The organism is Limnobacter parvus (genome assembly GCF_024623725.1).
Classification (GTDB): domain Bacteria; phylum Pseudomonadota; class Gammaproteobacteria; order Burkholderiales; family Burkholderiaceae_B; genus Limnobacter; species Limnobacter parvus.
In genome coordinates, this window is the sequence record NZ_JANKHG010000014.1 from 385,071 (window position 1) to 402,734 (window position 17,664).

19 protein-coding genes are annotated in these 17,664 nt (G+C 53.1%); 5 read left to right on the forward strand and 14 right to left on the reverse strand.

Going from position 1 to position 17,664, the window contains the following annotated elements; all coding sequences use genetic code 11:
* Positions 1-23: 23 nt before the first annotated feature.
* From secF to yajC, 3 genes are read right to left on the reverse strand one after another with little or no spacing between them, the layout of a single operon-like run.
* On the reverse strand, positions 24-977 hold the full coding sequence (secF, locus tag NSP04_RS04160) for a protein translocase subunit SecF (protein ID WP_257511065.1): 954 nt from the start codon (positions 975-977) through the stop codon (positions 24-26).
* A 30-nt stretch (positions 978-1,007) separates the two neighbouring features.
* Complete coding sequence (gene secD / locus NSP04_RS04165) at positions 1,008-2,900, reverse strand: protein translocase subunit SecD (RefSeq protein ID WP_257511066.1); 1,893 nt, start codon at positions 2,898-2,900, stop codon at positions 1,008-1,010.
* Positions 2,901-2,910: 10 nt separating this feature from the next.
* Entirely contained in the window at positions 2,911-3,252 is a 342-nt protein-coding gene (yajC, locus tag NSP04_RS04170) for a preprotein translocase subunit YajC (RefSeq protein ID WP_257511221.1), read from the reverse strand.
* Positions 3,253-3,388: 136 nt separating this feature from the next.
* Between yajC and msrA the strand changes: the two genes are divergently transcribed.
* The gene (gene msrA / locus NSP04_RS04175; RefSeq protein ID WP_257511067.1) at positions 3,389-3,931 is read left to right on the forward strand and encodes a peptide-methionine (S)-S-oxide reductase MsrA; all 543 of its coding nucleotides are present in this window, start codon (positions 3,389-3,391) and stop codon (positions 3,929-3,931) included.
* Here the strand turns inward: msrA and NSP04_RS04180 are convergent.
* Genes NSP04_RS04180 through NSP04_RS04220 form a run of 9 tightly spaced genes read right to left on the reverse strand, consistent with a single transcriptional unit; the run spans position 3,928 to position 11,046 of the window.
* A complete protein-coding gene (locus NSP04_RS04180; RefSeq protein WP_257511068.1) occupies positions 3,928-4,740 on the reverse strand; it encodes a tRNA threonylcarbamoyladenosine dehydratase in 813 nt (270 codons plus the stop codon). The two genes, msrA and NSP04_RS04180, sit on opposite strands and share 4 nt — an antisense overlap.
* Positions 4,740-5,861, reverse strand: a complete 1,122-nt coding sequence (locus NSP04_RS04185) for a S1C family serine protease (protein WP_257511069.1) — start codon at positions 5,859-5,861, stop codon at positions 4,740-4,742. The genes NSP04_RS04180 and NSP04_RS04185 overlap by 1 nt, the downstream gene beginning before the upstream one ends.
* A complete protein-coding gene (locus tag NSP04_RS04190; protein ID WP_257511070.1) occupies positions 5,858-6,499 on the reverse strand; it encodes a DUF2946 family protein in 642 nt (213 codons plus the stop codon). Before NSP04_RS04190 ends, NSP04_RS04185 begins: the two co-directional genes overlap by 4 nt.
* Positions 6,492-7,478 (reverse strand): hydrolase, encoded by a 987-nt coding sequence (locus tag NSP04_RS04195; RefSeq protein WP_257511071.1) that lies wholly within the window; start codon positions 7,476-7,478, stop codon positions 6,492-6,494. The genes NSP04_RS04190 and NSP04_RS04195 overlap by 8 nt, the downstream gene beginning before the upstream one ends.
* 16 nt (positions 7,479-7,494) lie before the next feature.
* The gene (locus NSP04_RS04200; RefSeq protein ID WP_257511072.1) at positions 7,495-7,950 is read right to left on the reverse strand and encodes a YybH family protein; all 456 of its coding nucleotides are present in this window, start codon (positions 7,948-7,950) and stop codon (positions 7,495-7,497) included.
* A 41-nt stretch (positions 7,951-7,991) separates the two neighbouring features.
* The gene (gene purU, locus NSP04_RS04205) at positions 7,992-8,846 is read right to left on the reverse strand and encodes a formyltetrahydrofolate deformylase (protein ID WP_257511073.1); all 855 of its coding nucleotides are present in this window, start codon (positions 8,844-8,846) and stop codon (positions 7,992-7,994) included.
* Positions 8,847-8,882: 36 nt separating this feature from the next.
* Complete coding sequence (gene waaF, locus NSP04_RS04210; protein WP_371824993.1) at positions 8,883-9,968, reverse strand: lipopolysaccharide heptosyltransferase II; 1,086 nt, start codon at positions 9,966-9,968, stop codon at positions 8,883-8,885.
* Positions 9,917-10,120 (reverse strand): zinc-finger domain-containing protein, encoded by a 204-nt coding sequence (locus NSP04_RS04215; RefSeq protein WP_130557702.1) that lies wholly within the window; start codon positions 10,118-10,120, stop codon positions 9,917-9,919. Before NSP04_RS04215 ends, waaF begins: the two co-directional genes overlap by 52 nt.
* A 5-nt stretch (positions 10,121-10,125) precedes the next feature.
* The gene (locus NSP04_RS04220) at positions 10,126-11,046 is read right to left on the reverse strand and encodes a branched-chain amino acid transaminase (protein ID WP_257511075.1); all 921 of its coding nucleotides are present in this window, start codon (positions 11,044-11,046) and stop codon (positions 10,126-10,128) included.
* Between the two features lie 142 nt (positions 11,047-11,188).
* Between NSP04_RS04220 and NSP04_RS04225 the strand changes: the two genes are divergently transcribed.
* Genes NSP04_RS04225 through NSP04_RS04235 form a run of 3 tightly spaced genes read left to right on the forward strand, consistent with a single transcriptional unit; the run spans position 11,189 to position 13,980 of the window.
* A complete protein-coding gene (locus NSP04_RS04225; RefSeq protein ID WP_257511076.1) occupies positions 11,189-11,869 on the forward strand; it encodes a TetR/AcrR family transcriptional regulator in 681 nt (226 codons plus the stop codon).
* Between the two features lie 49 nt (positions 11,870-11,918).
* Positions 11,919-12,587 carry a protein-L-isoaspartate O-methyltransferase family protein gene (locus NSP04_RS04230; protein ID WP_257511077.1) on the forward strand — a complete coding sequence of 223 codons (669 nt, stop codon included), beginning with the start codon at positions 11,919-11,921 and terminating at the stop codon, positions 12,585-12,587.
* A gap of 13 nt (positions 12,588-12,600) precedes the next feature.
* Positions 12,601-13,980 carry a TolC family outer membrane protein gene (locus NSP04_RS04235; RefSeq protein ID WP_257511078.1) on the forward strand — a complete coding sequence of 460 codons (1,380 nt, stop codon included), beginning with the start codon at positions 12,601-12,603 and terminating at the stop codon, positions 13,978-13,980.
* 26 nt (positions 13,981-14,006) lie between these two features.
* Here NSP04_RS04235 and NSP04_RS04240 read toward each other — a convergent pair whose 3' ends face one another.
* The gene (locus NSP04_RS04240) at positions 14,007-15,311 is read right to left on the reverse strand and encodes a 3-deoxy-D-manno-octulosonic acid transferase (protein WP_257511079.1); all 1,305 of its coding nucleotides are present in this window, start codon (positions 15,309-15,311) and stop codon (positions 14,007-14,009) included.
* Between the two features lie 20 nt (positions 15,312-15,331).
* Positions 15,332-16,297 (reverse strand): lipopolysaccharide heptosyltransferase I, encoded by a 966-nt coding sequence (waaC, locus tag NSP04_RS04245; RefSeq protein WP_257511080.1) that lies wholly within the window; start codon positions 16,295-16,297, stop codon positions 15,332-15,334.
* 86 nt (positions 16,298-16,383) lie between these two features.
* Between waaC and NSP04_RS04250 the strand changes: the two genes are divergently transcribed.
* Positions 16,384-17,187 (forward strand): glycosyltransferase family 2 protein, encoded by an 804-nt coding sequence (locus tag NSP04_RS04250; RefSeq protein ID WP_257511081.1) that lies wholly within the window; start codon positions 16,384-16,386, stop codon positions 17,185-17,187.
* Positions 17,188-17,664: the final 477 nt, after the last annotated feature.

The following is a 17,664-nucleotide window of genomic DNA, read 5'->3' on the forward strand; positions in this document are numbered from 1 at the left end:
GCCTCACGTGCTGTCACCCAGTATCAGGGCGTCTCGAACTCTTTCTCTTTTTTGACGGGCTTAACCAGGTCTTCACGTGTCAGGCCCATCCACATCAACATGGGGCTGGCAACCAGCACCGATGAATAGATACCAAACAGAATACCAATGGTCAAAGCCAAAGCAAAGCCGTGCAGGGTGGGGCCACCAAAAAACAACATGGAACAAACCATGATCTGCGTGGAACCGTGAGTAATAATGGTGCGGGAAATGGTGCGTGTGATGGCATGGTCTATGGTTTCGGGCACAGTCATTTTGCGCACCTTTTTAAAGGTTTCACGAATCCGGTCAAACACCACCACCGATTCATTCACCGAATAGCCCAACACCGCCAACACCGCAGCCAACACCGACAGAGAAAACTCCCAGCCAAAGAAGGCAAAGAATCCTAGAATAATGACCACATCGTGCAAGTTGGCAACGATGGCCGACACTGCAAACTTCCATTCAAAACGCAATGCCAGGTAAATCATGATGCCGATGATCACCACCATCAGCGCAATCACGCCGTTCTCGGCCAATTCACGCCCGACCTGGGGGCCAACGAACTCGACACGCATCAGTTGTACATCGGGGCCACCCAGATTAAGCACCTGGTCGGTCATGGCTTGTTGGTTCAACTTGCCTTCCGTACCCAAAACACCCGATTGCAAATCCTTCACGGCAAGGCGAATAAGAACATCTCGCGCAGTACCAAAATTCTGCACCTGCGGCTCATCAATCCCTTGGGCGCGCAAGCCCTCTCGAATTTTTTCCAGCTCGGCGGCTTGCGAATAGCGCGCTTCAACCAGCACACCGCCGGTGAATTCAACACTCAGGTTCAAACCCTTGTAGAGCAGGAAAAATACCGCAGCTGCAAAAGTAAGAAACGAGATGATGTTGAACACTTTGGCATGCCGCATGAACGGGATGTCGTTTTTGATTTTGAATAGTTCCATTTGCTTTTTATTCGCTCAGTTCGTTGGTGCTCAGGCTTTCTTGGCCACGGCTGTATTTGTATCAGGGCGCCAAATTTGCCCAATGCTGACAGACTCAAGTTTCTTTTTGCTGCCATACCAAAGGTTGACCACACCGCGAGACACCACCACTGCGCTAAATATCGAAGTAAGAATTCCCAGGCAGTGAACCACGGCAAAACCGCGCACTGGGCCTGATCCGAAGATCAGCAAGGCCAAGCCTGCAATCAGGGTAGTAATGTTCGAATCCAGAATGGTGGCCCATGCACGTTCATAACCTGCGGCAATTGCTTGCTGGGGCGCAGCGCCATCGCGCAGCTCTTCCCGAATGCGCTCGTTGATCAAGACGTTGGCGTCAATCGCCATACCCAAAGTAAGCGCCACTGCGGCCAAACCTGGCAGTGTTAGCGTGGCTTGCAACACCGACAGCAAAGCGAACAGCAACAGCACGTTGACCGCCAACGCAAATACTGAAAACACACCGAACAGCAGGTAGTAGGCCATCATGAAAATGCCCAAAGCGATGAAGCCGTACAGCGTGGAATTCAAGCCTTTGTCGATGTTGTCTGCACCGAGACTTGGGCCGATGGTGCGTTCTTCAATAATGTCCATGGGCGCAGCCAGTGAACCCGCGCGCAGTAGCAGCGCCAGGTCAGCCGATTCAACAGTGTTCATGCTGCCTGAAATTTGAACCCGACCACCGCCAATTTCACCGCGAATTACAGGTGCGGTCACCACTTCGCCCTTGCCTTTTTCAATCAGAACAATGGCCATGCGGTTGCCAATGTTTTCTGCGGTGATGTTACGGAAAATACGTGAGCCCTGGCTGTCAAGGCTTAGGTGCACTGCGGGCTCTTGGGTTTGATTGTCAAAACCCGCTTGGGCATCGGTCAGGTTGTCGCCTGTCAGAATCACTTCAGACTTCAACAACAGGTCGCGCCCGCCACGTTCGGTGTAGCGCTCAAGCCCAAACGGAACAATCCCGCTGGCAAGTGAAGACTGGGCTTCCGGACTGTCGTCCACCATCCGCACTTCCAGCGTGGCAGTTCTGCCCAAAATATCCTTGGCCTTGGCCGTGTCTTGCACGCCGGGCAGCTGAACCACGATCCGGTCCGCGCCCTGACGCTGAATCACAGGCTCGGCCACACCCAGTTCGTTGATCCGGTTGTGCAGGGTGGTAATGTTTTGGCGCAATGCATATTCTCGCGCCTGCTGCTCAATTTCCGGCGCCAGGCTTGAGTTCAAGGCGAAATCGGAACTGCCTTCAACCGCTTGTAACTGCAAGTCGGGAAATTCTTTTGCCAGTTCCGTTTGTGCCTTGTCGCGGGCAGCCTGATCACGGAAGGTCAGGTTGAAACCGGCAGGCGTGCGGGCGGCACTGGCGTAGCGCAGGTCTTCTTCCCGCAGGGTTTGCTTGGCACTGGCCAGAAGGGCGTCTTTGCGCTTTTCAAGCGCTGCGGCCATATCAACTTGCAACAGGAAGTGAACTCCACCACGCAGATCGAGACCCAAGTACATGGGCAGGGCGTTGATGCTGGTCAACCAATCAGGCGAACGCGACAACAGGTTCAAAGCCACGATGTAATCAGGATCGCTTTCGTCTGGATTTAATCGATTCTGTAAAAAATCACGGGCTTTCAGTTGCTCTTCGGAACTGTTGAAGCGTAACTTTATGGTGCCGCCACCCAAAGTGTCTTCAAAAAACATCCCGTCGGGCGGGATACCCTGCTCTGTGAGCTGACCGGACAGTTGATCGGCAAGTTCAGGCGACAACTTCAAAGTGGACTTGCCACTTGAAACTTGCACGGCAGGCGCTTCACCATAAAAGTTGGGCAAGGTGTACAACACACCAAGCACCAACACGATGGCGATCATCAGGTACTTCCAGACAGGGTATCGATTCATGACAGCTTAATTAACGGGTTTCTTTCAGGGTGCCGCGTGGCAGCAGACTTTGCACAGCAGCGCGCTGCATTACGACCTCGATGGGTTTGTCAGCCATTTCAGCCACTTCCAGCGTGATGTATGACTCATTAATTTTGCTGATTTTTCCCAGCAAACCACCTGAGGCAATCACCTCATCGCCTTTTTGCAATGCTTCAACCATGGCTTTGTGTTCTTTCTGACGCTTCATTTGGGGACGAATAGCCAAAAAATAAAGTACGCCAAACATCAAAATGAGAGGCAAGAAGCTTAATAGGCCACTTTCCGGGCCGGCGGCTGCGGATTGCGCAAACGCGGATGAAATCACGGTGATCTCCTTAAAGTTGTGATGGGTTCGCGCCGAGTATACAACGCCTGACACCTGAAATTCAGACCAAAAGGCTTGACTTGGGTTCCACTTACCGATTCACTTACTCATTGTGGGAATCATAAAAACAGGCTTTGGAACTATGTCGAGCAATATTGAGCAAGCAACTCTGGGCGGAGGTTGCTTTTGGTGCACCGAGGCAGTTTTCCGGCAACTGAAAGGAATCACCCTGTGTGAATCGGGCTACAGCGGCGGCGCTGACCCGAATCCCAATTACGACAAGGTGTGCGGGGGTAAAACAGGGCATGCCGAGGTAATCCGGCTGCATTACGACCCAGAACTGATTTCATTTCGAAAAATTCTGGCGGTATTTTTCGCCATCCATGACCCTACAACTTTGAACCGGCAAGGCAATGACATAGGTACTCAGTACAGGTCGGTAATCTTCTTTCACACACCGGAGCAGCGCGACACCGCCCTGGCTTTTGTGGAAGACCTTGAAAAACGGAAAATTTTCCGCGACAAGGTGGTTACTGAAATTTCACCACTTCTGAATTATTTCCCAGCCGAGAAGTACCACCAGGAATATTTCGAAAACAACCCAATGCAACCGTATTGCGCCTATGTGGTGGCCCCAAAAGTGGAAAAAGCCGAAGATTTGTTTGGCGATCTGTTCAAACGCTAGGCTTTAAAGCGCTGCGAAATAAGGTGTGAAATGGCCCAAGCCGCCATCTGCATGCCCATAGTGGCCGTAACTGTAACCACAGACCCGTAGCCGGCGCAATTCAAACCGGCGGCGGGTTCACACACCTCGTTGCGCGTAACCTGTTCTGCAGAATAAAACACTGGCAAACCCAACTTCTTTTTGGGGTCTTTGGCATAGCCATGCGCGCGGCGCAGCGTATACCGAACCTTCGCCAACAATGGGTCATTGGTGGTGTCACGCAAATCAGCGGGTTGAACCAGCCAGGGCTTGCTTTTTCCACCCGCACTACCTGAAAGGACCACGGCAATATTTAAACGCTTGGCCCAATGGGCCATGGCGACCTTGGCGCGCACGTTGTCACAGCAGTCCAGCAGCACCTTGTGTTCACCGGGGGCACTGGCGAATTGTTCAAGTAGGTTTTGCGCATTGTCGGGTTCGAGGAATGCGTCGACCAAGGTCGTTTTACAGACCGGAAAATAACTGTGAATATGGTGGGCCAAGGCTTTGATTTTTTCCTGGCCCAACGTGGCATCGCAAGCTTGAATTTGCCGATTGATGTTGCTTTCAGCCACATGATCCATATCGACCAGCGTAATGCGCCCTATACCGCTTCTGGCCAAAGCCTCGGCAGCCCAAGAGCCCACACCACCCACACCCACGACCATGGCATGTACTTGTGTGTTCAGAAAGTGATGTGCGCCATCGCCATACAAACGATCAAGCCCGCCAAAGCGACGGCTTAGGTCTGCAGAATCATTCGGCAAGCTCGACTCATCCACCATACTCATCAACGCACTTCCAGATCCACAATTTGCACGGCGACTTCGCGGGTGTCATCCCCCCGCATGACCAACAAATTGGCAGCGCCGCCCACTCCGATTGCCTCAAGCGCCTTCGACAATTGCAACACATTGGCGACCGGATTTCGGTTAACCGCAATAATGATGTCGCCCACAATCCCGGCCTGCAAATCAAATGGCTTTAACCCAGCCTGTGCTGCTGGTGAACCGGGTTCGACACCCATTACCGCAATGCCCCGAATGCCCAAACGGCGGGCCATGGACTCGTCTGCTACAGCAATGCCAATGCCGGGGCGTGGCAATGTACCTCGTTCAATCAACTGCGGCACAATTTCATTGACCAAATCCACAGGAATGGCAAAACCAACCCCGGCTGAACTGCCACTTTGCGAAAGAATCGCAGTGTTCACGCCAATCAGCCGACCTGCCGAATCCAGTAAAGGGCCGCCCGAGTTGCCTGGGTTAATCGCCGCATCGGTTTGAATCACATCGGGAATTTCACGACCATTGCTAACGGGCAAGGTGCGCCCCAAGGCGCTGACAATGCCCGCAGTCAGGGTTTTGGACAAACCAAAGGGGTTGCCAATGGCAAACACCGACTGACCCACCATCAAGTCGCCAGACGTACCCACCGGGATCGGCCGAAGATTTTCAGGTTTGCTGACCAAACGGATCACCGCCAAATCATAAGAAGGCGCAATACCCACCAAGCGTGCAGGCAAGGGCTCAGAATCGTCCAGCTGCACGCGTATTCGGCTCGCGCCTTCTACCACATGGGCGTTGGTCACGATGTGGCCCGCATCGTCCCAAATGAATCCGGAACCAGTGCCTTCCGCAACCCGGCGAAAGAACATTTGCCCCTGAACGCTTTCCGTGAATATATAGGCCACCGAGCCCTTGGACACTTCGAATAGTTCAACCACACTCTTTTCATTTGCGGCCAAATCACCACGGGCTTCGACCACGCGCGGCGTGACATTGTCAGGCCGGCTGGTGAACAGGTTTTCAATGTTGTTTTGGTTGTACAACACATACAACAGGGCCACAAACAACACAAAGGCGAGCAGCGCCATGGCCGAGGCACCACGCTGAGTTTTAAAAGGTTTCACTTGTTTGATTCCAGCTTGTTAACTTCAGGTTCCGGGTTGAATTTGAAGCGTTCAGCCACTTTGGCTGATTGAATGAATTCCATTTTGAACGAACAATTGCGCTGACCGGTGGACGTTTGCTTTTCACGACGCAGTTTGGTGCGTGCGGCAATCAGGGTATCGGGGTCGACTTCGGGCACCGCCCAGTCGGCGTTGTGATGCAGTTGACCATTTTTTTCCTGAAGGCCGCTGGCCAGCAAATCCATGTCATTGCTGTGCAACAGGCCGATGCCTTGCTCGCCCTGAATCAACACCCTGCCCTGCTCGTCTTGCATCATGGCCTGCGGCCAACCAACCAGGCCGGTGTGGGTACTCAGCATTAACGCACCATTTTCCAGCGGGTGAATTCGGTACACCCAAGGTGTATAGGCCAAATGCACATAGGCCTTTTGCGGCCCATTCTGAAAATAATAGCGGCCATCGGTTTCACAGCCATAATTGCGTGCCATGAAATTCAGAATGCGTGGGTGACTAATGGTTAAACCTTCCGGCACCGGGCCGGTTAACAACCAGTCGCCCTGCAGGCTCAATTTTAACCAACCGGCAATCGCTGGCACATTGGGCCACCTCGCCAAGGCTTTTTCTACAAGATCATCCAATGCGTGCCCCCAGGTGTTGCGCAAAGAAAGCATCGCATTGCTTGGGCAGCCAGTCCAGCCCCAAGCGCACATTCCAGCCATTGGCAAAGCCCACATGGCCGCCGTGTTGAGTAAACAGGCACTGCACCTTGGGCGACACTTCGTTAACTGTGGGCAAATGCTGCCCATTCATGAACGGGTCGTTCTTGGCATGAATCATCAAGGTGGGCACCACGATTTGCTTGAGCAGGGGTTTGGCCGACGACACCGCGTAGTAATGTTCTGCATCCCGAAAACCGTGCCAGGGCGCAGTAACCCGATTGTCGAAATCGAAAAAATCTTTGCAGGCAGCAATTTCATCAACGCGCCCAAGCTGCGGGTAACGCTGGATCTTCTCAATCGACTTTGGGATCAGTGTGCTCAAAAACATGCGGGTGTACACCAAATTAAACCCCCTGGCCAGGGAGTTTGCGCCTGCCTGTAAATCAACTGGGGCGCTAACGGACACCGCTGAACTCACGATCTCGCATGCCTTGTCTTCTTGCTCACCCAGCCATTTCAACAACACATTGCCACCCAACGACACGCCGGTCACGTGCATGTTTTGCACCGCAGAAAAGGTTTCGCGCAAGCGGCGAAGTATCCAGTCCATTTCGGCAGAATCACCGGAATGGTAGGCGCGCGGCATCAGGTTGTTTTCGCCCGAGCAACCACGAAAGTGAACCACCACGCCCAAGGCACCCGCCATGCGGGCCCGGTTCATCACTGCCAGGCTGTAATGGCTGCGGGAGCAACCCTCAAGCCCATGAAACAGCACCCACAGCGTGTGGTGTTTTGCAGCCGGTTCTGGAGGCTCAGTGAAATCCAGATCAATGAAATCGCCATCGGGTGTGGCCCACCGAACGCGGTGGTAGTGCACGCTGGGCTTGCTGGCCCAACGCGCGGCCAAAATGGTTTGGGAGTGGCCATCAGGCAGCCACCAGGGCGAACGGTACACCATACTGCTCGGTGCCTTTTTAATGCAAAGTGGGCTGCGGGTCGAATTCCGACAAATCGTCTTCCGCCAATTCTTCAGAATCCATGGCCGGGCTGGCGTGGTGCATCACGATTTTCCAGCCGCTGGGGCCCTTATGGTACACATTGGTGGCATTCACCTGCACCACATGGGGTTCTCCGCGGGAGCTGCTCATCATGACCTGCTCAACAATGTTGTGCACCGACACCATCACACCTTCCACGCGGTGAACAGGCACCACACGAATTTGCAAGGCCCCGGCAGACAGTATTTCTTTCCAGGAGTCGCGTACGTCGTGATAACCCTCTACACGGGGGCCACCTGGGTGTATACACACCACATGTTCATCATCGGCCCACAGGTCCATCAGCGCTTCCAGGTCGGCCGCTTCAAGCGCCTCATAAAACGCTTGCTCAATGTCTTGCGGTGAAGAATGAATAACTTTGGCTCGTGACATTCAACGCACTCCAATCGGTATCAATGTGTTTTGAATGAAGTTCACTGGAACACCACTGTTTTGTGGCCATTCAGCACCACACGGTGTTCGCAATGCCATTTCACAGCGCGCGCCAACACCATGCACTCGGTGTCACGGCCACGGGCGGTCAGCTCTTCCGGGGTCAGCGAATGGTCTACGCGGGCCACATCTTGTTCAATAATCGGACCTTCATCCAGATCGGAAGTCACATAGTGTGCCGTCGCCCCAATCAACTTCACACCCCGATCAAAGGCCTGCTGATAAGGCTTGGCCCCTTTGAAGCTGGGCAGAAAACTGTGGTGAATATTGATGACCCGACCCAACATGTCGCGGCACAGGTCGGGCGACAAAATTTGCATGTAGCGGGCCAACACCATCAGGTCGATTCGTTCGCGTTCAATGATTTGCCGAATTTGGGTTTCCTGCAATTCCTTGGCATCCGCCTTCACGGGCAGGTGGTAAAACGGCACACCATAAGAGGCCGCCAGCAAAGCAAAATCCTGATGATTCGACACAATAGCCGGAATTTCACAGGGCAACTGGCCACTTTTCCAACGAAACAGCAAATCGTTCAAACAATGTCCAAACTTGGACACCATTAAAAGCACCCGTGGCTTAACCCGCGCGTCAAAAAACTGGTATTTCATGCCGAAAGGCTGAGCCACTTCAGCAAAGTTCGCCTGTAAATCATGCTCATTGATTGTGCTGTCTGCGGGCAATGAAAAATGAACACGCAGAAAAAACAGGTTGGTGGACTCGTCGCCGAACTGGGCGGAGTCCAGAATATTGCACTGTTGGTCAAACAAAAATTTGCTGACGTTGTACACAATACCCGTGGTGTCGGGGCAGTAAATGGTCAGTATGTAATCACGCATAAAATGCCGAGGTGCATTGGTTGTGGGCTTTAACGATCATACTCCCTGAGAAGCAGGCACCAACTGGTCAAGCACCAATTTCGGGTCGAGCTTTTTCAGGCAATCCGTGTGGCCCAGCGGGCATTCCCGCTGAAAACAGGGGCTGCATTCCAGGTTCAGGTAATACACTTTGGCCTTGCCGCTTAAGGGTGGAGTGTGGTGCGGGCTGCTGGAACCAAATACAGCGTGCACTTGCACGTTCAGTGCTGCAGCCACATGCATCAGCCCTGAATCGTTGGTGAGCAACTGGCTGGCAGCCGACATTAAAGCGACCGCCTGCGCAAGGCTGGTTTTACCGGCAAGGGAAACTGCACGCGCCTGCAATTCCGAAGGCAGCTGGCCAACGATTTCGGCACAGAAGGCCTGGTCTTTCGGTCCACCGAATAACACCACACTCTGCAGCGCATTGCGGCGCAAAAATTCAGCAGCAACCTGCGCAAAATGTTCAGCAGGCCACCGTTTGGCGGGCCCAAATTCAGCGCCCGGCGCCAATGCCAGAAAACCGGCTTGCAAACCAAACTCATTGCAGGCCGTACTGCGCAGGCCGTCCTCCACATTCAACACCGGAAAATCAAGCAAATCAGGTGCATAAGCACCCAAGTCGCCGTACCACTGAATCATGGGCGGCTTCGCGGCTTTGGATGGTTTGGGCAAGGGGTGGGTGAGTATTGCGCTTCTTAATTCACCACTGTAGCCCACGCGTTTGGGGATACTGGCGAACCAGGGCACAAGGGCCGACTTCAATGAATTGGGCAACACCACCGCCATGTCAAACCCGCGTTCAGCCAGAAGTTTGCCTACTTGCCTGCGCAAGCCCCACTGGAGCTTACCGTGTGAAAATGGCTCCACTTGCACAGCCCGCACCGCCTGGCTGAACTGATACACAGGCGCGGTGATCGGTGGGGCCAGCACATGGATTTCGCAAGGTTTACCATCTGCTCCTTGCAAAGCCTTGTCTTGGTAAAAGGCCTGAATCAGCGACAGGCTCATTACCGCGTCGCCGATCCAGTTTGGGGCAACAATCAGAACTTTCAATGCGCGTGAACTTTCGCACCAGGTTTCAGGGTGTACACGGTGCCGCAATAGGGGCAAGCAGCCTTGCCTGTTTTGGTCACATCCAGATACACCTTTGGATGCGTATTCCATACCGGCATGGCCGGGTTCGGACAAAACGCAGGAAGTTGGTCTCCGTCCAGTTGAACGGTTTCGTGTTTTGCTTTCTTGTCGCTGATCATGATGATTAAACCCGTGTCAGCCAGTGTTCATATTTTGAATTTCGACCGTACACCACATCGAAATAACGCTTTTGCAATTCTTCAGTGATTGGGCCGCGCGTGCCGGCACCAATGGTGCGGTTGTCCAGTTCACGAACAGGTGTTACCTCGGCCGCAGTGCCGGTGAAGAAGCATTCATCAGCAATGTAAATGTCATCGCGGGTCAATCGCTTGCTTTTCACTTCCATGCCCATTTCGCGGGCAAGGGAAATAATGGTAGAGCGGGTAATGCCAACCAAGGCAGAAGCAATTTCGGGTTCGTAAATGCAGCCGTCTTTGATCACAAACACGTTTTCGCCCGCGCCTTCAGCAACAAAACCGTCGACATCCAGCAGCAAGGCCTCGTCGTAACCGTCTTGAATCGCTTCGGTATTCGCCAGAATTGAATTGGCGTAGGTGGCTGCGAACTTGGCACGAGCCATGGTCACGTTCACGTGGTGGCGGGCGTATGACGATGTTTTGACCCGAATACCTTTTTGCAGACCTTCTTCGCCCAGGTAGGCACCCCAAGGCCAGGCTGCAATGGCTACATGGGTTGCCGCACCCTTGGGTGACACACCCATTTTTTCGGAACCATAAAAGGCAATTGGGCGAATGTAGCAAGAGTCCAGATTGTTGGCCCGTACCACTTCGCAACAGGCGTCCATGATTTGTTCACGGGTATACGGCATGTTCATGCGGTAAATGTGAGCCGAATTGAACAATCGGTCGGTGTGCTCTTTCAGCCTGAAAATGGCTGGGCCTTTGTCAGTTTTGTAGGCACGCTCGCCCTCGAACACTGACAAACCATAATGCAAACTGTGGGTAAGCACGTGAATTTGCGCTTCACGCCACGGCACGAGCTTGCCGTCAAACCAGATAAAGCCATCGCGATCGGCCATTGACATGCTGAATTCTCCGAAATTCCAAGATTTACCAAACCGTCATATTCTACAACCCAACCAGCACCGAATTGAGCGCACTACGTTGACTCAGTGAAGAATGAACCACTATAGTGCAATCAACCACCCTAAAAAAAGAAGTACAACTATGAAGCAATGTCTGGCGAATGCTCAGCCCCGTTGGACGCGCAGAAAACAAGAGCGCCCACAAGAACTACTTGATGCAGCACTGACCATTTTCAGTGAAAAAGGATTTGCAGGCGCGCGCCTTGAAGACGTGGCCAAAAGCGCTGGAGTCAGTAAAGGCACGGTTTACCTGTATTACTCCAACAAAGAAGAATTGCTGAAGGCAGTGGTGAAAGAACATGTTTCACCCATTGTTGAGGAAGCAAAAAGCCTGCTGGAACCTGACAAAAGCTCGGCCAACCTGATTCGCGAGGCCATTCACCTGTGGTGGTTGAAATATGGCTCGACCAAGCTAAGCAGCATTACCAAGCTTGTACTTTCTGAAGCCAATGCCTTTCCGGAGCTGGCCCGCTTTTTTTACGACGAGGTGGTCCGCCCTTGGTGGGACTACCTGGAATTGGTTTTAAAACGCGGTATATCCCGTGGTGAATTTGCCGATATTGACACCGAATACGCAGCCCAAGTGCTTTGCGCACCGCTGGTGACGCTGGGTTTGTGGAAAAGAACAATGGATGGCTGTTGTGGCATTGAAACCAACCCCATGCGCTACATTGAGGCTCACATTCAAATGGTACTGAACGGCCTGACATGCGCCCAGAACGGTACGGAACATGTGAACGGACACTCAGTTCGACCCGCATAAATTTGCTAAAATAGCGAGTTATCTACTTTCCCTCTCGCGAGAACCCGCCATGGACTTCAAACAAGCCCGCTTCAACATGATTGAACAACAGATCCGCCCCTGGAACGTGTTGAACCAAAAGGTGCTTGATTTGCTCGAGTTGATCAAACGCGAAAATTTCGTGAGCACCGGGTTAGAAAAGCTTGCTTTTACCGATTGCGATCTGCCAATCCGAGTGAACGGTACCGATACGGGTGAGGCGATGTTCAGCCCAAAGATGGAAGCGCGAATTCTGCAAGAACTGGAATTGACGAGCCAGGAAAAGGTGCTTGAAATCGGCACAGGTACTGGTTACATGGCAGCTTTGATGGCGCAACAATGTGCGCATGTCACAACAGTTGAACTGAACCCTGCCATTGCTGAGTTGGCCCGAAACAACTTGAATAAAAACAACATCGCACGCGTGAAAGTGCTGGAGGGCTGTGGCTTCTCCTTGGCACCCACCCTTGGGCAATTCGACGTCATTGTGCTTTCCGGCGCCACTCCAATTATGCCAACCAGCCTTCTGGAAGCCGTGAACCCGCTGGGCCGCTTGATGGCTGTAGTTGGCAAAGCCCCAGCCATGCAATTGGTGTTGGCACGCAAATCCCGCGATGGTCAACTGATCACCACGCCTTTGTTCGAAACCATGACCAAAGTGCTGATCAACGCGCCGAAGGCCGACGAATTCGTATTCTAAGGAAGTGTTGTTCATGACCCAGCCCGATCGAACCAGGTTTCTCAATGGTATATCTGGATTCAAAGGGCTGGCGCTGGTGTTTGTGGCAATGCTTTGCCCTTTGGGCATGGCCCAGCCGCCAGCAGGTCAAAATCTTGAAAGCCTTTACGAGAAGGCCAAACAACACGATGCCATCTACCTGGCGGCAGCCTTTCAATTGCAGGCTGACCTGGAATCAGAAAACCAGGCCTTCTCAGCCCTGCTGCCCAATGTGAATTTCGGTGCCCGGCTTGAAAAGCAAGAAAACACTTACGACGCATTTGGCATGTCAATTGATGCCAGCCGCAACCCTGGCACCTACAGCCTTGTTTTGAATCAAGCGCTCTTCCGCCCGCAGGCATGGGAAAGCTACAAACAAAGCCAACTGGCAGGTGAAATCGCCAAATTGGCTTTTCAACAGGCCGAGCAAGACCTGATTTTGCGCCTGTCGCGAGCCTATTTCGATTTGCTGGCAGCCCAAGACGACTTGGCCAACCTTCGAAATCAGCAAACTGCCATTACAGAGCAACTTGCATTTGCCAAAGCCAGCTTTGACGTGGGCAGCGCCACCATCACCGACCAGCAAGAGGCGCAAGCCCGCTTCGATTTGGTCGTCGCCCAGCTGTTGGCCGCAGAAAACCAACAGGCCATTCGGCAACTACAATTGGAAACAATTGTGGGTACACCCATTGGTAATCTGGCCAAATTGCCAGCATCGACCCAATTAGGCAGCCCCACTCCAAACACTGCAAACGCATGGGCGGATCAGGCCAAAACCAGCAACCCACAGGCCTTGCAAGCGAAGCTTGCCCAACAAATTGCCAAAGGCGAAGCAAAGAAAGCAAAGTATGGCCACCTGCCCACGCTCGATTTAACAGCACAAATGGTTGAAACTGAACAACAGATATTCGATGGCAACACGGGCAGGCCTTTTGACCTGGGGGTTGACAGCACCACTGTGGGAATTGTGATGAACCTGCCAATATTCAGTGGTGGCGGCACACAAAGCAAAGTACGCCAGCAAGCGGCCCTGCTTGAAAAATCGCTGAATGATGTAGACCTTGCAAACCGCAGTGCGGAACAAGCCGCAAAGTCTGCCTTCCTCGGCGTACAAACAAGTCTGGCGCAAGTGAAGGCTTTGGAAACGGCGGTCGCTTCCAGCGCGCTGGCTTTGCAGTCAAACAAAACCGCTTATGAAGTGGGCATAAGAATTAATGTAGATGTACTGAATGCTCAGCAACAGCTCAATGCCACTCAGCGCGATTTATCGCGGGCCAAATACACCAGCCTCATCAACATGCTGGAATTGCAAGCAGTGACCGGGCAGTTGAATGCAGCCGTCTTGAGGCAGATTAACAACCTTCTTGAGAAATAAAAACAAACTTCACCGCCTGGCCTTTTTCAGATCATTCCATTCAACACATCGAAGCTACGCTGCGTGGCTCCGCGGTGCCCGCGGGCATATGCAAAGGCGGCTTTTTTGGCTTGCTCACTGCTTTGAAACTCGGTCAAATAATATTCACATGCGGCCAACAAATGTTCAAACCGGCGTGCAGCCTGCGCAGCCAGTGCGTCGTCGGCAGCCTTCGCAAAATTAAACGTATTCGGCCCCATCCAGACTGGGCAACCATACGCACAAGCCTCAATCAAGTTTTGACCGCCAAATGGTAGCCACGAGCCACCCAGCAAGGCCAAATCAGCCACGCTGTAATAGGCTGGCATTTCACCCATTGAGTCGCCCAATACCAAACGCGCCTGGCTAAAACCCGCCCGGGCAATGTTGTTGCCAGCGTTGAAAGAGTCACTGCGGCGCACAGGCCGCGCCACTCCCAAGCGCGTTGCAGCACCCGCCATTAAATCAAACACCTCATCGAAACGCTGCGGGTGTCGGGGCACAATCCACACGCTGGCTTTGGGCATGCGCTTAAAAAATTGACAACGGTTCAAGGCGTCCAGCAACAAGACCTCCTCGCCTTCCCGGCTGCTGGCAAACAACACAATTTGTTCAGCCTGTGTGGCTTGGCGCCACGCTTTGCCAACCAGGACCAATTCCGTTTTCAAAGCCACATCGAACTTCAGATTGCCGCACACCGCGTCAGCTGACCGCCCCTGCTGGTGGAAAATATCGGCATCCGCTTGAGTTTGAGCAATCAATTTACGCAAACTTTGCAGTACAGGTCTGCTGATAAAACCCAACTGCGCCAAACGCTTGCCAGTGCGCGGTGAAACCCGTGCATTCAACAAAGCCGTGGAAATACCTGCAGCACGTGCGCCCAACAACAGGTTGGGCCACAACTCGGTTTCAACAACCCACAAGGCCTGCGCTTGAACTTGCTTGAATGTGCGCGCCATTAAGTAAGGCAAATCGTAAGGCAGGTAAAAAAAACGAACATTGTTCAAGCCTGCATACAACTGCCTGCATGTGACCAACCCCGTGGGTGTAGTGCATGAAAACGCCCACTCGTGTTGCGGATACACCTTGGCCCAATGCTGCACCAAAGGTGACACAGCGTGCGCTTCACCCACAGACACCGCATGCACCCAGATGCGCTTTTGACCCGCAGTCAATTCAGTGAATTCAGGCAAGCGGGCCAGAAAACGCTGCCCCCACCCCTGCCTGTATTCAGGCTGCCGAACGCCGCGCTTTAGCAAATACAAGGCCAGCAGCGGTTGAAGTAAAAAAAGGATCAGGCTGTAAAGCCACAAGAACAATCGACCAAACCCACTCAAAGTTTATTTCCCCGAAGCAAACGTGTTGCAGCCCCAAACACTTCGCCCACTGCAGGTTCTTGCCCCACATCACCCAAACTGATGGCATGTGGATTGAACCTGGGTGCGAACCGCCAAGCTGGGGTCGCAAAAAATAAAGCGACCATGGGTAAGTAATGCGCTGCGGCCAAATGCGTTATACCGGTGTCCACACCAATTACCAATCCAGCTTTTTCCAAACGAATGCGCAATTCACCCAAAGTCATGCTGGGCAACACTTCAGCATGAGCAATACCCGCTGCAATTTTTTCCGCTTGAAGGCGCTCAGCCTCGCTGCCCCAAGGCAATTTAATGCAATAGCCCAGATCAGAAAAACGGTGGGCCAGCTCACGCCATTTCACCAACGGCCATTTCTTCTCGTCGCGAGCAGTGGCATGCAGAAACCAGATTTCAGCGCCGCGCGCCGCAATAGGTGCAATTTTCTGGGGGCGAATGTCGTAAAAAACCGGCTTGCCTTGCAAGCGATAACCCAGCAAACCTGCTGCCAACTCACGAAGCCGTTCAACTGCATGGGCTTGTGGGTCCCAACCTGCGCGCTTTGAGTAAAACAAACAGGCCAGGCTTTCCTTGGCGTATGAAAAACCGGGCCCCATGCGTGTGCCCCTGGCTGCACAGGCCAACAACGCGCTTTTCAACAAACCTTGAAGGTCGATGATTGCATCGTATTCTCGGTCTGCAAGCTGCGCTTTTAGTTGCTTCCATTGCTGCCAGGTGTAGCGAATGCCCTGCTTGCGCCATTTGCGCAAGTTCACAGGCACCACCTCATGCACATGGCGGCAGCCTTTGACCAAATCGGCAAAGGGCTCCTCGACCATCCAGTCGATCTGAACAGCAGGGTCTTGGATGTGAATGTCATTCAAAACCGGCAAGGCGTGAATGACATCTCCCATCGATGTGGTCTTAACAATTAAGATACGCTTCATCTAGCGCTTGGGTTGATCGCAACCGAATCATTGTAAGCGGCAAGCGAGCAGCCATTTTGAATCGGCTCAGCCAAGGAACGATAAATTTGAACACACAGCCCAACAACACCATCGCCTTGTCTGCCGTGTTGATCACCTTGAATGCTGGCAAGCAATTGGCAGCCGCACTGGAAAGCCTTAAATTTTGTGACGACATCGTCGTGATAGATTCCAACAGCGACGACAACACCGCTGAAATTGCGCAGCAATATGGCGCGCGCATACTGCAGCAAAGTTGGCTGGGCTTTGGCCCCCAAAAACAATTCGCCGTGGCGCAGGCCAGGCACGACTGGGTGCTTTGCCTGGACGCAGACGAGCGCATTACTCCACAGTTGGAAACCAGCATTCGCGCCATGGTGCAACAGGCCCAGCAAGGCTTGTTGCCAACAGAGGTGGCTGGATTCGACATGCCGCGTTGCAATTATTTCCTGGGCCGCTACTTGCGACACGGTGAAGGTTACCCCGACTATTCCCGCCGGCTGTTTAACCGCATGAAAGCCAATTGGAGCGACGATGCCGTTCACGAAAAAGTGGAAAGCTGTATGACTGGTGTGCGATTCGAAAAACTGCAGGGTGACTTGCTGCATGAATCAGCTGAAAGTCTTGAAAGCTATTTGCTGAAACAGAACCGTTACACAAGTATTCAAGCGCGGGCCCTTGCAGAGCGCGGAAAATGGCCCGGTGTGGGCAAGCTGGTGTTGTCGCCGGTGGTTCGGTTCATCAAGTTTTATGTGGTTCGCAAAGGATTTCTGGACGGATGGCCGGGGCTGGTGCACATTGCGATTGGGTGCTTCAACAGCTTTATTAAGTATGCGAAAACCCGGGAATTGATGCAGCAAAAGCGCGAGTGATAATGAGCGCGCGCCATGGGTGGATACTAAACCCTCGATCTGAGACAAGCCCCGTTTGCTTAAAGGCCCAAAGGAAAAAGGTCGCCCTTTGCTTTGGGAACCGGAGGACCAACTCGCGCTGCGCGCTCAAACAGGTCCATCCGGGGGCCCTCGGCCCATCCCAAAGCAGCGAGTCGACGTAGTCAGTGGGCCTTTTTGAATCGCAAACTGCGGCTTGTCTCAGATCGAGGGCTCTGCACCAAGCTAGTCCCGCACCGAAGAATCGGAAGAATTTCTACCCCGCTAAGTTTGCCCAACAGTCACGACTCGCCCGCCGTTTCCCCATCTGGAATGGATTAGACGCGAAGCGGCTCCGCAAGGCGCCATTGCGCTTGCGGCATCCATTCCACGTGGGACAAGAAACGGCCACAGCGACGCACATCACTTTGGGCGAGGCGGTTGGGCGAGGTTGGCGGGGTGGGGATTCTTTGCTCTATT

Excerpts from the sequence above, each read along its gene's own strand:
- NSP04_RS04220 (WP_257511075.1), bottom strand. The coding sequence starts at position 11,046 with ATGTCAATGGCCGATCGCGATGGCTTTATCTGGTTTGACGGCAAGCTC.
- waaC (WP_257511080.1), bottom strand. The coding sequence starts at position 16,297 with ATGAAGCGTATCTTAATTGTTAAGACCACATCGATGGGAGATGTCATT.
- NSP04_RS04215 (WP_130557702.1), bottom strand. The coding sequence starts at position 10,120 with ATGATCAGCGACAAGAAAGCAAAACACGAAACCGTTCAACTGGACGGA.
- secD (WP_257511066.1), bottom strand. The coding sequence starts at position 2,900 with ATGAATCGATACCCTGTCTGGAAGTACCTGATGATCGCCATCGTGTTG.
- purU (WP_257511073.1), bottom strand. The coding sequence starts at position 8,846 with ATGCGTGATTACATACTGACCATTTACTGCCCCGACACCACGGGTATT.
- NSP04_RS04235 (WP_257511078.1), top strand. The coding sequence starts at position 12,601 with ATGACCCAGCCCGATCGAACCAGGTTTCTCAATGGTATATCTGGATTC.
- NSP04_RS04230 (WP_257511077.1), top strand. The coding sequence starts at position 11,919 with ATGGACTTCAAACAAGCCCGCTTCAACATGATTGAACAACAGATCCGC.
- msrA (WP_257511067.1), top strand. The coding sequence starts at position 3,389 with ATGTCGAGCAATATTGAGCAAGCAACTCTGGGCGGAGGTTGCTTTTGG.
- NSP04_RS04225 (WP_257511076.1), top strand. The coding sequence starts at position 11,189 with ATGAAGCAATGTCTGGCGAATGCTCAGCCCCGTTGGACGCGCAGAAAA.
- secF (WP_257511065.1), bottom strand. The coding sequence starts at position 977 with ATGGAACTATTCAAAATCAAAAACGACATCCCGTTCATGCGGCATGCC.
- NSP04_RS04195 (WP_257511071.1), bottom strand. The coding sequence starts at position 7,478 with ATGGTGTACCGTTCGCCCTGGTGGCTGCCTGATGGCCACTCCCAAACC.
- NSP04_RS04200 (WP_257511072.1), bottom strand. The coding sequence starts at position 7,950 with ATGTCACGAGCCAAAGTTATTCATTCTTCACCGCAAGACATTGAGCAA.
- NSP04_RS04180 (WP_257511068.1), bottom strand. The coding sequence starts at position 4,740 with ATGAGTATGGTGGATGAGTCGAGCTTGCCGAATGATTCTGCAGACCTA.